The following is a 15,167-nucleotide window of genomic DNA, read 5'->3' as shown; positions in this document are numbered from 1 at the left end:
GTACTCCGGCACCACCGCACCCAAAGCCAGCGGCAGCGACGACCACTCCACGGTGAACAGCGCGTCCCGGTGCCGTACGTCGGCATGCGCGAACTGCTCCGGGGAGGCCGTGTCCCACACCACGGCGTCCGCCGTGGCCACCAGGTCCCCGGCCTCGTCCGTGGCGGTCAGGGCATAGCCGTCACCGGACTTGGTGAGCTGGACGCGCAACGACACCGCGCCCACCGCGAACAGCCGTACTCCGGACCACGAGACCGGCAGCCGCAGGCCGTCGGCCACCGGTTGCAGGGCCGCGTCCAGCAGGGCCGGATGCAGGCCGTACTCGCCCGCCCGTTCGGCGGTCTCCTCGGGCAGCGCGACCTCGGCGAAGACCTCGTCGCCGCGGCGCCACATCGCCCGTACGCCGCCGAAGACAGGACCGTGCGCGAACCCGGCGGCCGCCAGCTCGCCGTAGAGCGCGTCCACGGAGACGGCCTCGGCGCCGTTCGGCGGCCAGGCGGGCGTCTCGTGGCTCCCGACGGGGCAACCCGCGGCCAGCACTCCGTCGGCGTGCCGGGTCCAGGGCCCGTCATCCTCCGCCGCCTCGTCGCGCGCGAACACCGCGACCTCGCGGCGGCCGTCCACCGCGGACTGCCCGAGCGCGACGCGGAGCTGCACCCCGCCCTGTTCGGGCAGGATCAGCGGCGTCCGCACGGTGAGTTCTTCCAGTACGTCGCAGCCGACCTGGTCCCCGGCCCGTACGGCCAGCTCGACCAGCGCCGAACCCGGCAGCACGACGGCTCCGAGCACCGAGTGATCGGCCAGCCACGCGTGCGTGGCCAGGGAGAGCCGACCGGTGAAGAGGAACCCGTCCGAGTCCGGCAACGCCACCGCCGCGCTCAGCAACGGATGGTCAGCGGCCCCCAGTCCGGCAGAGGTCACATCGCCCACGCCCGCGCCCGTACGCTCCAGCCAGTACCGCTCGCGCTGGAAGGCGTACGTCGGCAGATCGACCCACCGGGCGGTGGCGGGGAGGTAGGTGCTCCAGTCGACGGGAACGCCGTGCGCCCACAGGTGCCCGAGGGACTGCATCAGCCGCCCGCGTCCACCCTCGTCCCGCCGCAGGGTCCCGCTCACCACGAGCGGGCTGCCCGCCGACTGCGCCGTGTCCTCGATCCCCGACGTCAACACCGGGTGCGCACTGCACTCCACGAACACGCCGTGCCCGTCGGCCAGGAGGGCCTCCACGGCCTCCTCGAAGCGCACGGTATTGCGCAGATTCTCGAACCAGTACGAGGCGCCCAGCTCCTCACCCGATACGGGCGCCGCCGTCACCGCCGAGTAGAAGGGGACATGGCCTTCGACCGGCCGCACGTCGGCGAGAAGGGCGGCCAGTTCGTCCCGCAGGGCCTCGACCTGGGGGCCGTGCGAGGCGTAATCCACGGGAACCTGACGCGCCCGCACCCCCGCTTCCTCACACTCGGCCAGCAGCTCTTGCAGGGCTTCCGGCTCACCGGAAACAACCGTCGAGGACGGTCCGTTGACCGCCGCGACCGAGATCCGCTCACCCCACTGGGCGATCCGCTCCTCCACCGCCTCCCGCGAAGCCGCCACGGACACCATCCCGCCACCACCGGCCAACACCCGGCCGATCGCCTGACTCCGCAGAGCAACAACTCTCGCGCCATCGCGAAGGGAGAGGATCCCCGCGACACAGGCGGCAGCAATCTCACCCTGCGAGTGCCCCACCACCGCAGCCGGGGTGACCCCGGACTCCTCCCACACGGCAGCGAGCGAGACCATCACCGCCCACAACACCGGCTGGATGACATCCACCCGCGCGAGCATGTCCTCATCCCCGAGGACAGACAGCAACTCCCAGTCCACGAACTCCGACAGCGCCGCCCCGCACTCGTTCATCCGCTCCGCGAACACCGGCGAGGAAACGAGGAGTTCATCGGCCATCCCCAACCACTGCGACCCCTGACCCGGGAAGACCAACACCACACGCGAACCCGCACCCGAGCCCGTAGAACCCCGCACCACACCCGGACCATCCAGAGCCCGCAGCGCATCCAGGTCCCCACCCGGCACCACAGCCCGGTACTCCAGCGCCGCACGCCCGTTCAACAACGAGACACCGACCTCCACCGGCGACAGCCCCGGCCGCTCCTCCAAGAACGAGGCCAACCGCCCCGCCTGCGCCACCAACGCACCCTCAGAACGCCCCGACACCACCCACGGCACCGGACCCTCACCCTCAACGGGCTCCGGCTCCTCCACCTCCGGCGCCTGCTCCAGCACCACATGCGCGTTCGTCCCGCTGATCCCGAACGACGACACACCCGCACGACGCAGCTCACCGGTCTCCGGCCACGCACGCCCCTCCGCCAGCAACTCCACCGCACCGGACGACCAGTCCACGTGGGGTGTGGGCTGCTCGGCGTGGAGGGTTCTGGGGAGTGCGCCCCGGCGCAGTGCCATGACCATCTTCATGACGCCGGCGACACCGGCGGCGGCCTGGGTGTGGCCGATGTTGGACTTGATCGACCCCAGCCACAGGGGCTCGTCCCGGCCCTGTCCGTACGTCGCGATCAGGGCCTGGGCCTCGATCGGGTCGCCCAGCGTCGTGCCCGTGCCGTGCGCCTCGACCGCGTCCACCTCGGACGCTTCGAGACCCGCGTTCGCGAGCGCCTGGCGGATCACACGCTGCTGGGACGGGCCGTTCGGCGCCGTCAGACCGTTGGACGCACCGTCCTGATTGACGGCGGAACCCCGTACGACCGCCAGCACCGGATGCCCGTTCCGCTGGGCGTCCGAGAGACGCTCGACCAGCAGTACGCCCGCTCCCTCGGCGAGGGTCGTGCCGTCCGCGTCCGCGCCGAAGGCCCTGATCTCACCGCTGGGCGCCAGGTTCTGCTGGCGGGAGAAGTCGACGAAGGTGACGGGGCTGGGCATCACCGTGACGCCGCCCGCGAGGGCCATCGAGCACTCGCCCGAACGCAGGGCCTGGACCGCCAGGTGGAGGGCCACCAGCGAGGACGAGCAGGCCGTGTCCACCGAGACGGCGGGGCCTTCGAGGCCGAAGAGATAGGCGACGCGGCCGGAGAAGATGGCGCCGTCGGAGCCGGTGCCCAGAAAGGCGGTCACTTCCTCCGATATGCCGGAGACCCCGGTTCCGTAGTCGTGGTACATGACTCCGGAGAACACACCGGTCCTGCTCCCCTTCAGCGAATGGGGGTCGATTCCGGCGCGTTCGACGGCCTCCCAGGAGACCTCCAGCATCAGCCGCTGCTGCGGGTCCATGGCCAGGGCCTCGCGGGGCGATATCCCGAAGAACGCGGGGTCGAATCCCGCGGCCTCGTGCAGGAATCCGCCCCGGTCGACGTAGGACGTGCCGCGGCTCGCGGGGTCCGGGTCGTAGAGCGTGTCGAGGTCCCAGCCGCGGTCGGTGGGGAACGCGGTGATCCCGCTCCCGCCCTGGGAGACGAGGTTCCAGAGGTCCTCGGGCGACGCCACTCCGCCCGGGTAGCGGCAGGCCATGCCGACGATCGCGATCGGCTCGGATTCGAGTTCCCAGACGCGACGGCGGCTCTCCCTCAGGTCGATCGCCGCCTGCTTCAGATACTCGACGAGCTTCTCGTTGTCCGTCACCTGCACCGGCCCCCTCTGCCCTTCGGCCGCGTCACATCGGCCTCTTGCCGCTGGCTGGAAAGAATGTGGAATGACTTCCGATCAGGATTTGCCGAACTCCTGGTCGAAGAAGTCCAGTAGTTCGTCGGCGGAGGCGTCCCGGATATCGCTGTGGGTGTCCTGCTGATCCGTCGCCGGGTCGCCGTCGCGATACCTCCTCAGGGCCCGTTCGAGGCGCTTGGTGATGGTCGTTCGTTCACGGCTTTCCATTTCCAGTGTCAGAAGGGTGTTCTCGAGCTTGGTGAGCGTCGCCAGCGCGGTGGCGACCGGGTCGGGCTCGTCGTCGACGAGGCCGGTCAGAACGTGGGCGGCCAGCGCGGCGGAGTTCGGGTAGTCGAAGACCAAGGTCGCGGGCAGCTTCAGCCCCGTCTCCTGCTGCAGGCCGTTGCGCAGCTCCACCGCCGTCAGCGAGTCGAAGCCGAGTTCGCTGAAGCTCTGGTCCGCGTTGACCATGTCGGCGCCGGAGTGCCCGAGCACCGTGGCCGTACGGGCCCGCACCAGGTCGAGGACCGCCTCGGCACGTTCGGCGGCGGGCAGCTCCGCCAGCCGCTCGCGCAGGGATCCCGCCGACGGACTCCCCTCGCCCGCGCCGGAGACCCCGCCGGAGACCCCGCCGGGGCCCGCGCCGGCACCGGCCGTACGGCGCGCGGGAGCGCGGACGAGGCCGCGCAGGATCGCGGGCACCTCCCCCGCCGCCGCGATCTTCCGGGTGTCCAGCGCCACGGGGATCACCACCGGCGTCCCGGCGGCACCGACCACGTCGAACAGCGCCACGCCCTCCTCCGAGGACATCGGCGCCATCCCGGCCCGGCCCATCCGCCGCAGATCGGTCTCGGTGAGCTTCCTGGTGAGGTCGCTGGGCTCCGACCAGAGCCCCCAGGCCAGCGACAGCGCGGGGAGCCCGAGCGCGTGCCGGTGCTCGGCCAGCGCGTCGAGGAAGGTGCTCGCGGCCGCGTAGTTGGCCTGCCCGGGCGCGCCGAGCACCCCGGAGGCCGAGGAGAAGAGGACGAACGCGGACAGGTCCAGGTCCCTCGTCAGCTCGTGCAGGTTCCACGCCGCGTCCACCTTCGGGCGCAGCACGGCCTCGACCCGCTCCGGGGTCAGCGCGCCGATCAGCCCGTCGTCCAGCACTCCCGCGGTGTGCACCACGCCGGTGAGCGGCGCGTCCGCCGGTATCCCGGCGAGGAGCCCGCGCAGGGCCTCCCGGTCGGCCACGTCGCAGGCGACCACGTCCACCTGGGCGCCGAGCGCGGTCAGTTCGTCGCGGAGCCGCGCGGCCCCGTCGGCGGCCGGGCCCCGGCGACCGGCCAGGATCAGCCGCTTCGCGCCGTGCTCGGCGACCAGGTGCCGGGCGGTCAGACCGGCCAGCATGCCGGTGCCGCCGGTGATCAGCACCGTGCCGTGACCGGCCCATACGGACTTCCGGGCCTGGCCAGAGCCCGAGCCTGATTCCGAGCCCGAGCCCGAGCCCGGCTCCGGCCCCGCGCCCGGGTCCGTGGTCGCCGGGGCGTGCCGGGCCAGCCGGGGCGCGCGGGCCACGCCGCCGCGCACCGCCAGTTGCGGTTCCGCGCCCGCCAGCAGCGCGGGAAGCGCCCGGAGCGTCGGCTCCTCGCCGTCGATGTCGGCGAGCACGATCCGTCCCGGGTTCTCGGACTGCGCGGACCGCACCAGGCCCCATACGGCGGCGAGCGCGAGGTCGGGACCGCTCCCCTCGGCGACGGAGACCGCGCCCCGGGTCACGACGGCCAGTCTCGCGTCGGCGAACCGGCTCTCCGCGAGCCAGCCCTGCACCGTGCCCAGCACCTGGTGCAGCGCGCCGCGCACCCCCTCCGGCACGGCACCGGCACCGGCACCGGTGGCGGCGCGGCCCGCCGGGACCGGCAGCAGCACGAGGTCCGGCACCGGGTCCTGCTTGCCGAGCACCGCCAGGTCCGCCGCGGTCCCGCTCTCGACACCGGCGCCGCGCAGGGCCTCGGCGAACTCGTCCGCCTCGGGCCCGACCACAGCCACCGGCGCCGACGCCGACGCCGACTCCTGCGCCGGTGCGGGTGCCCGCGCCGACAGGGCTGCCTGGCCCGCGAGGCCGGGCAGCTCCGTCCAGTCGAGCCGGAAGACCGCGTCCGCGCCCCCGCCGGCGGCGCGTAGCCGGTCGGCTGCGACCTGCCGCATGACCAGCGACTCCACGGTCGCGACGGGCGCCCCGTCGGTGTCGCTCACCTCGACCCGGGCACCGTTCTCACCCGCCTTGCTCACCTTGGCCCGCAGGGCGGTCGCGCCGACGGCGTGCAGCCGGACCCCGGTCCACGCGAACGGCAGCCCCGGCCCTTCCTCGCCGTGGTCCTCGCCCAGCCCCACCGTGTGCAGCACCGCGTCGAGGAGCGCCGGGTGCAGGCCGAACCGGCCCGCGTCCCCTGCGGCCTCCTCGGGCAGCGCGACCTCGGCGTACACCTCGTCACCGCGCCGCCACGCGGCCCTCAGGCCCTGGAAGACCGGGCCGTACGCGTAACCCGCCCCGGCCAGTTCCTCGTAGAACCCGTCCACCGGTACGGCCTCCGCCCCGGCGGGCGGCCACACTTCCGTGCCCGGGCCCCCGTTCGCGGGCGGAGTTCCGGCGCCGACGGCCAGCAGCCCGGTGGCGTGCCGGGTCCACGGCTGCCCGGCCGCCGCGTCCTCGTCACGCGAGAACACGGCGAGGTTCCGGCGCCCGCTCTCGTCGGGTTCGCCGACGGTGAGCCGCAGTTGTACCCCGCCCCGCTCCTGGATGACCAGCGGTGCTTCGAGGGTGAGCTCTTCCAGCAGGTCGCAGCCGACCTGGTCCCCGGCCCGTACGGCCAGCTCGACCAGCCCGGTCCCGGGCAGCAGCACGGTGTCCAGCACCGCGTGGTCGGCGAGCCACGGGTGCGTGGCCAAGGAGAGCCGACCGGTGAAGAGGAACCCGTCCGAGTCCGGCAACGCCACCGCCGCGCCCAGCAACGGATGGTCAGCGGCCCCCAGCCCCGCCGAGGCCACATCGCCCACGCCCGCGCCCGTACGCTCCAGCCAGAAGCGCCGGCGCTGGAAGGCGTACGTCGGCAGAGCGACCCACCGGCCGGTCGCGGGGACGAAAGTGCTCCAGTCGACGGGTACGCCGTGCGCCCACAGGTGGCCGAGGGACTGCGTCAGCCTCGCCCGGCCGCCCTCGTTCCTGCGGAGCGTCCCGGTGATGACGGCGGGGCTCCCGGCCGACTCCGCGATGTCCCCGATGCCCGGAGTGAGTACGGGGTGCGCGCTGCACTCGACGAAGACGCCGTGCCCGTCGGCCAGGAGGGCCTGGATGGCCTCCTCGAAGCGCACGGTATTGCGCAGATTCTCGAACCAGTACGAGGCGCCCAGCTCCTCACCCGATACGGGCGCGGCGGTCACGGCGGAGTAGAAGGGGACATGGCCTTCGCTCGGCCGCACGTCGGCGAGAAGAACGGTGAGTTCGTCCCGCAGGGCCTCGACCTGGGGGCCGTGCGAGGCGTAATCGACAGGCACCTGACGCGCCCGCACCCCCGCCTCTTCGCACTGGGCCAGCAGCTCTTGCAGCGCCTCCGGCTCGCCGGAGACCACTGTCGCGGAGGGTCCGTTGACCGCCGCGACCGAGATCCGCTCGCCCCACTGGGCGATCCGCTCCTCCACGGCATCGCGCGAAGCCGCGACGGACACCATCCCGCCGCCACCGGCCAGCCCACGGCCGATCGCCTGACTCCGCAGGGCGACGACTCTCGCGCCGTCGCGAAGGGAGAGGATCCCCGCGACACAGGCGGCAGCGATCTCACCCTGCGAGTGACCCACCACCGCAGCCGGGGTGACCCCGGACTCCTCCCACACGGCAGCGAGCGAGACCATCACCGCCCACAACACCGGCTGGATGACATCCACCCGGGCGAGCATGTCCTCATCCCCGAGGACACCCATCAGCTCCCAGTCCACGAACTCCGACAGGGCCGTCGCGCACTCGTTCATCCGCTCCGCGAACACCGGCGAGGACGCGAGGAGTTCATCGGCCATGCCCAGCCACTGCGACCCCTGGCCCGGGAAGACCAGCACGACCCGCGAGCCGGCACCCGTGCCCGTAGAACCCCGCACCACACCGGGCCCGTCCAAGGCACGCAGCGCGTCCAAATCACCGCCCGGCACCACCGCCCGGTACTCCAACGCCGCACGCCCGTTCAGCAGCGCAGAACCCACGTCCACCGGGGACAGCTCCGGCCGCTCCTCCAGGAACGAGGCCAGCCGTTCCGCCTGCGCCGCCAATGCCCGCTCAGAACGTGCCGACACCACCCACGGCACCGGCCCGTCACTCTCAACGGCCTCGACGGCAGGCTCCGGCTCCTCCTCCGGCGCCTGCTCCAGCACCACATGCGCGTTCGTACCGCTGATCCCGAACGAGGACACACCCGCCCGGCGCGGACGCCCCGTCTCCGGCCACTCCCGCGCCTCGGCCAGCACCTCCACCGCACCCGCAGACCACTCCACATGCGAAGACGGCTCATCCACATGCAGCGACTTCGGGAGCACACCCTCCCGCATCGCCAGCACCATCTTCATCACACCCGCCACACCGGCAGCCGCCTGCGTATGACCGATGTTCGACTTGATCGACCCCAGCCACAGAGGCTCATCCCGGCCCGTCCCGTACGTCGCCAGCAACGCCTGCGCCTCGATCGGGTCACCCAACGTCGTCCCGGTCCCATGCGCCTCGACCGCGTCGACCTGAGGTGCCGTCACGCCCGCGTTGGCGAGGGCCTGTTCGATGACGCGCTGCTGGGAGGGGCCGTTCGGCGCCGTCAGGCCGTTGGACGCACCGTCCTGATTGACGGCGGAACCCCGTACGACCGCCAGCACCCGGTGCCCGTTCCGCCGGGCGTCGGACAGCCGCTCGACCAGCAGCATGCCCACACCCTCGCCCCAGCCCGTACCGTCCGCCGCGTCCGCGAACGCCTTGCAGCGGCCGTCCGGGGACAGGCCGCGCTGGCGCGAGAAGTCCACGAAGGTGTCCGGGGTGGACATGACGGCGACGCCGCCCGCGAGGGCCAGGGTGCACTCCCCCGTGCGGAGCGCCTGGATGGCCCAGTGCAGGGCGACGAGCGAGGAGGAACAGGCCGTGTCCACGGTGACGGCGGGGCCCTCGAAGCCGAAGGTGTAGGAGACCCGGCCGGACAGGACGCTGCCGGCGTTGCCCGTGCCGACGTAGCCTTCGAGGTCCTCGGGGATCTGGCCGCTCGGCGGGGCGTAGTCGTGGTAGCTGACCCCGGCGAACATGCCGGTCCTGCTGCCCTTCAGCGAGTGCGGGTCGATGCCCGCGTTCTCCAGCGTCTCCCAGACGGTCTCCAGCAGGATCCGCTGCTGGGGGTCGGTGGCCAGGGCCTCGCGCGGGTTGATCTCGAAGAAGCCCGCGTCGAAGTCGGCGACGTCGTGGAGGAATCCGCCCTTGCGGGTGTACGTCTTCCCGCTGCGGCCGGGGTCCGGGTCGTAGATGCCCTCGACGTCCCAGCCTCGGTCGGCCGGGAAGTCGGTGACGGCGTCGCTGCCGGAGGCCAGCAGGTGCCACAGCTCGTCGGGGGAGGTCACGCGGCCCGGGAAGCGGCAGGCCATGCCGACGATCGCGATCGGGTCGTCGTCGGGAACGGTGACGGCGGGCGCCGCGGTCCCCGCGGCGGCGGGCGCGTCCGAGCCACCGAGGAGCTGCTCCCGCAGGTGCCGTACGAGGGCGACGGGCGTGGGGTAGTCGAAGACCAGGGTCGCCGACAGGCTGAGGCCGGTGGCGGTGTCCAGGCGGTTGCGCAGTTCCACGGCGGTGAGGGAGTCGAAGCCCAGGTCGCGGAAGGCGCGGGTGGTCTCCACCGCGCCGCCGCCCGCGTAGCCGAGGACCTGGGCGATCTGTGCGGTGACCACGTCCAGCAGCGCCCGGTCCTGGTCGGCCTCCGGCAGTCCGGCCAGCCGCTCCCGCAGGGTGTCGCCCGTTCCGGCCCCGGCCGCCGCCGCGGTGCGCCTGCGGAACGGCACCAGGCCGTGCAGCGCGGGCGGGAAATCGCCGGTGACGGCGAGGACGTTGATGTCGAGGCGCACCGGTACGACCAGGGGCGCGCCGGAGCGGACGGCGCCGTCGAACATCCGCATGCCCTGCTCGGGGGTCTGCGCCACGATGCCCTTGCGGGCCATGCGCCGCAGGTCGTTCTCGCCGAGTCCGCCCGCCATGCCGCCGTCCTGCACCCACAGGCCCCAGGCGAGCGAGAGGCAGGGCAGGCCGAGGCCGCGGCGGTGTTCGGCGAGGGCGTCGAGGAAGGCGTTGGCGGCCACGTAGTTCGCCTGTCCGGGCGCCTCGAAGACGCTGCACGCGGCGGAGAAGAGGATGAACGCGGAGAGGTCGAGGTCGCGGGTCAGCTCGTGCAGGTTCCACGCCGCGTCCACCTTCGGCCGCAGCACCTTGTCCATCCGCGCGGGGTCCAGCGAGGCGAGGACGCCGTCGTCCAGGACGCCCGCCGTGTGGACGACGCCGGTCAGCGGGGCGTCCTCGGGAATCGCGGCGAGCAGGGAGGCGAGCGCCTCCCGGTCGGCGGCGTCGCACGCGGCGACGGTCACCTCGGCGCCGAGCGCGGTGAGTTCGTCGCGCAGCTCGGCGGCGCCCTCGGCGTCCATGCCGCGCCTGCTGGTGAGCAGCAGGTGCCGGACGCCGAGGTCGGCCACGAGGTGGCGGGCGGTGAGGGCGCCCAGGCTGCCGGTGCCGCCGGTGACGAGGACCGTGCCGTCCCCGTCCCACACCGGGCCCGGCTCGCGCTCCGGGGCGGGCAGGGTCGCGAGGCGGGGCGCCCAGAGCCGGCCCGCGCGGACGGCCAGTTCCGGTTCACCGGCGTCCACGGCGCCGGGCAGCGCGTCCAGGGAACGGGGGTCGTCGTCGAGGTCCACCAGGAGGAACCGGTCGGGGCTCTCCGACTGCGCGGAGTGCACCAGGCCCCAGACGGGTGCCGCCGTCAGTGCGACGGGCTCCTCCGCGACCGAGACCGCGCCGCGCGTGAGGACGACGAGCCGGGTCCCGGCGAACCGCTCCTCGGCCAGCCACCACTGGAGCCGGGCCAGGAGCCGATGGGTGGTCTCCCGTACGGCGTCGGGCACGGCCGGGGACTCCACCGGCAGCACCGGCAGGACGACGGTGTCCGGTACGGGCGCCGCCGTGTCGTCCGGGTCGAGCACGGAGGCGCCCAGCGCCGCCGCGAGGGCCGGGTCGTCGCCGAGCACCGCCCAGTGGCCGCCGGGCCGTTCGGTGCCGGGCAGGGAGGTCGCGGGCGGCACGGACGGGGCGGTGACCGCCGTCCAGTCCAGCCGGTAGAGCGAGTCCGCGGTGTGCGGCGCACCGGTGGCCAGCTCGTCGGGGGCCACTGCGCGGCGGGCGACCCGGTCCACGGACGCGACCAGCGCGTTGTCCGTGTCGGCCGCGAGGACGGCGAAACCGCCGTCGCCGGTCGGGGAGATCTTGACGCGCAGCGTGGCTGCGCCCTCGGCGTGCAGCCGGAAGCCGGTCCAGGAGGCGGGCAGTCGCGGGCCGTCCCCGCCGTCGCCGGTCACCGTCGCCGTCGCGTTCCCGGGCTCGGTGCCGCCACCGGCTCCGACCCCGGTTCCGGCCCCGCGCTCGGGTTCGGCGAGTCCCAGCGTCTGGAGCACGGCGTCCAGGAGGGCGGGGTGCAGCCCGTAGCCGCTGTCCTGGGCGGCCGGTTCGTCGGGGAGCGTGACCTCGGCGTAGAGGTCGTCGCCCCGCCGCCAGACGGCCCGTACGCCCTGGAAGGCGGGCCCGTAGCCGTATCCGGCGCCCGCCAGCTCGTCGTAGAACCCCTCGGCGCGCAGCGGCGTGGCGGCGGCCGGGGGCCAGGAGGTCTCGGGGAAGGCGGGTGCGGGCGCGGGGCCTTCCGGGGCGAGGACGCCGGTGGCGTGCCGGGTCCAGGGGGCGGTGTCCTCGGCGTCCTCGGGCTTCGCGAACAGTTCGAGTTCCCGCCGCCCGTTCTCGTCCGGCGCCCCCACGGTGAGCTGGATCCGCACCGCGCCCCGGTCGGGCAGGGTCAGCGGGCCGAGCGGCGTCAGCTCCTCGACGAGCGCGCAGCCCGTCAGGTCACCGGCCTGTACGGCCAGCTCGACGAGGGCGGAGCCGGGCAGTACGGCGGTGCCCAGGACGACGTGGTCGGCCAGCCAGGGGTGGGTGGCCAGGGAGAGGCGGCCGGTCAGCGCGAAGCCGTCGGTGCCGGGCAGCGGCAGCACCGCGCCGAGCAGCGGGTGGTCCCCCGCGCGGAGCCCGGCGGAGGTGACGTCCGCGTCCCCGGCGGCGCCCTCCAGCCAGTAGCGGCGGCGCTGGAAGGCGTAGGTCGGCAGCTCCACCCGGCGCCCGCCGGGCAGCAGCGCGGCGCAGTCCACGCGGACGCCCCGGGTCCACAGCCCGGTCAGCGCCCTGACCATCGCCTCAGGTTCGGCGAGCGGTGCCCGCAGGCCGGGCTGGAAGTCGACGGTGTCGTCGTCGGGCAGGCAGTCGCGTCCCATGGCGGAGAGCACGCCGCCGGGGCCGAGTTCGAGGAACGTGGTGACGCCGTCGGCGTGAGCGGCCCGTACGCCGTCGTGGAACCGTACGGCCTCGCGGACGTGCCGTACCCAGTAGGCGGGGTCGCACAGCTCCTCGGGCTCGGCGATGCGGCCCGTGACGTTCGAGACGAGAGGCAACCGCGGCTCGGCGTAGGTGAGTTGCTCGGCCACCTCGCGGAACTCGGCCAGCATCGGCTCCATCAGCGGCGAGTGGAAGGCGTGGCTGACGCGCAGCCCCTTCACCTTCCGGCCGCGGGCCTCCAGCTCGGCGGTGACCTCACGGACCGCCGCCGAGGCGCCGGAGATCACGACCGAGGCGGGCCCGTTCACGGCCGCGAGGCCGAGCTCCTCGCGGCCCTCCAGGAGCGCGCGCACCTCGTCCTCCGGGGCCGCGGCCGACACCATCACGCCGCCCCCGGGCAGGGCCTGCATCAGCCGCCCGCGCGCCGCGACAAGCTTCGCCGCGTCGGCGAGCGACCATACGCCCGCGAGGTGCGCGGCGGTGACCTCGCCGATGGAGTGGCCCAGCAGGACGTCCGGGGCCACGCCGTACGACTCGGCGAGCCGGAAGAGCGCGACCTCCAGCGCGAAGAGCGCGGCCTGCGCGTACTCGGTCCGGTGCAGCTCTTCGGGGTCGCCGCCCGGCGCGGGCCAGGCCACCTCGGTCAGCGGCCGGGGCAGCAGCCCGTCGAACTCGGCGCACACCTCGTCCCAGGCGCGCGCGAACACCGGGTACGCCGCGTGGAGTTCGCGGCCCATGCCGGGCCGCTGGGCGCCCTGTCCGGTGAAGAGGACCGCGAGACGTCCCTCGCTCACGGCACGCGCGCCGCCGGTGTCCTCGGCCAGCGCCCGGACGGCGGCGAGCAGTTCCGCGCGGCCGGTGCCGGTGACCGCCGCGCGGTAGTCCAGGGCGGCCCGGGTGGTGACGAGCGAGTGGCCGACGTCGACGGGGTCCAGGTCCGGGCGGGCCTCCACATGGGAGGCCAGCCGTCCGGCCTGCGCGGCGAGCGCCTCGCGGGAACGCGCGGACAGCACCCACGGGACGGGCCCGCCGGCCGGTGTGACGGCGCCGAGGGCCTCCCCGGTCTCCGCGCCCCGGACGCCGGCCGATTCCGCGTCCGGCCCCGCGCCCTGCTCCAGCTCCGTGGGCTCCTGACCCGGCTCCAGCTCCGTGGGCTCCTGCTCCGATTCCGTTGCCGTCGCGGGCGCCTGTTCCAGTACGACGTGCGCGTTGGTGCCGCTGATCCCGAAGGAGGACACGCCTGCCCGGCGGGGGCGGCCGGAGTCCGGCCACTCGCGGGCCTCGGTGAGCAGCTCCACCCGGCCCGCCGACCAGTCGACGTGCGGTGAGGGCTCGTCCACGTGCAGGGTCTGCGGCAGCACCCCGTGCCGCATGGCGAGGACCATCTTCATCACGCCCGCCACGCCCGCGGCGGCCTGCGTGTGCCCGAGGTTCGACTTGACCGAGCCCAGCAGGAGCGGCTGGTCCTCCTGCCGCTCCTGCCCGTACGTGGCCAGCAGCGCCTGTGCCTCGATCGGGTCGCCCAGGGTGGTGCCGGTGCCGTGGGCCTCGACGGCGTCCACGTCGCCGGTGGACAGCCCGGCGTTGTTCAGGGCCTGCCGGATGACCCGCTGCTGGGAGGGGCCGTTCGGCGCGGTGAGCCCGCTGCTCGCGCCGTCCTGGTTGACGGCGGAGCCCCGTACGACGGCGAGGACGGGGTGCCCGTTGCGCCGGGCGTCGGAGAGCCGTTCGACGAGCAGCACGCCCGCGCCCTCGCCCCAGCCGGTGCCGTCGGCCGCCGCCGCGAAGGACTTGCAGCGGCCGTCCGCCGCCAGACCGCGCTGCCGGGAGAAGTCGATGAAGGTGTCCGGGGTGAACATCACGGTCACGCCGCCGGCCAGCGCCATGCTGCACTCGCCCGCGCGCAGGGCCTGGATCGCCCAGTGCAGCGCCACCAGGGAGGAGGAGCAGGCGGTGTCGACCGTCACGGCCTGGCCCTCCAGGCCGAAGAGGTACGCCACGCGGCCGGAGACCACGCTGGAGTCGGTGCCGTTGCCCTGGAAGGCCGCGACGTCCTCGGTGACGCCCGCGACGCCGGTGCCGTAGTCGTGGTACATCACGCCGGTGAAGACGCCGGTCCTGCTGCCCCGCAGCGAGGTCGGGTCGATCCCGGCGCGTTCGCAGGCCTCCCAGGAGACCTCCAGCAGCAGCCGCTGCTGCGGGTCCATCGCCACGGCCTCGTGCGGGGAGATGCCGAAGAACCCGGGGTCGAACGCGGCGGCCTCGTGGAGGAAGCCGCCCTCCCGGGTGTACGAGGTGCCGGTGTGCTCGGGATCGGGGTGGTAGAGCGCGTCGAGGTCCCAGCCGCGGTCGACGGGGAATCCGGAGACGCAGTCGGTCCCGGTGGACACCGCGTCCCACAGCTCCTCGGGCGAGGACACGCCGCCGGGATAGCGGCACGCCATTCCCACGATGGCGATGGGCTCGGATTCTCTCCGCTCGGTCTCGGTGAGCCGGGCCCGTGTCTCCCGCAGCTCTGCCGTTGTCCGCTTGAGGTAGTCGAGCAGCTTTCCCTCGTTGTTCGCCACCGTATTCCACTCCACTGGATCGGTCGGAGGACCTTTACGCGCTGACACCGAAAAACACCGAACGCCAAGAGACCTCTACGGCGCGCACGGCGCCACGCTACGAAGTCGCCTGCGGGTACTCCAACCCCTAGCCCTCCCCTAATGGATCTCGCGAAACTCTGGGGTGAGCGCGGATGGGTGACGTGCGTCGGAGCGGGCCCCAGCGGCCGCATTCTCCTGCGGCGGGCAGAATAGGGGCGGGATCCGCGCGCCAGGTACCCCTATCCGGCTCCGTCGAACCCCCTAATTTTGCGCCATGCTCCGGCCGCCGACGGGGCCCC

The 15,167-nt window shown here is 73.8% G+C and carries 1 protein-coding gene and 1 pseudogene; both read right to left on the bottom strand.

Translation table 11 applies throughout. The features are described 5' to 3' along the window. Nucleotides 1–3,591: pseudogene (locus ABD343_RS34755) on the bottom strand (type I polyketide synthase); the annotation flags it as partial. Between the two features lie 123 nt (nt 3,592–3,714). Beyond that, a complete protein-coding gene (locus ABD343_RS34750) occupies nt 3,715–14,895 on the bottom strand; it encodes a type I polyketide synthase (protein WP_425578349.1) in 11,181 nt (3,726 codons plus the stop codon). Nucleotides 14,896–15,167: the final 272 nt, after the last annotated feature.

This window comes from Streptomyces albiaxialis (genome assembly GCF_039530985.1).
GTDB lineage: Bacteria > Actinomycetota > Actinomycetes > Streptomycetales > Streptomycetaceae > Streptomyces > Streptomyces albiaxialis.
Note: the sequence above shows the minus strand (reverse complement) of the source record. Positions and strands in the feature narration are given on the sequence as shown.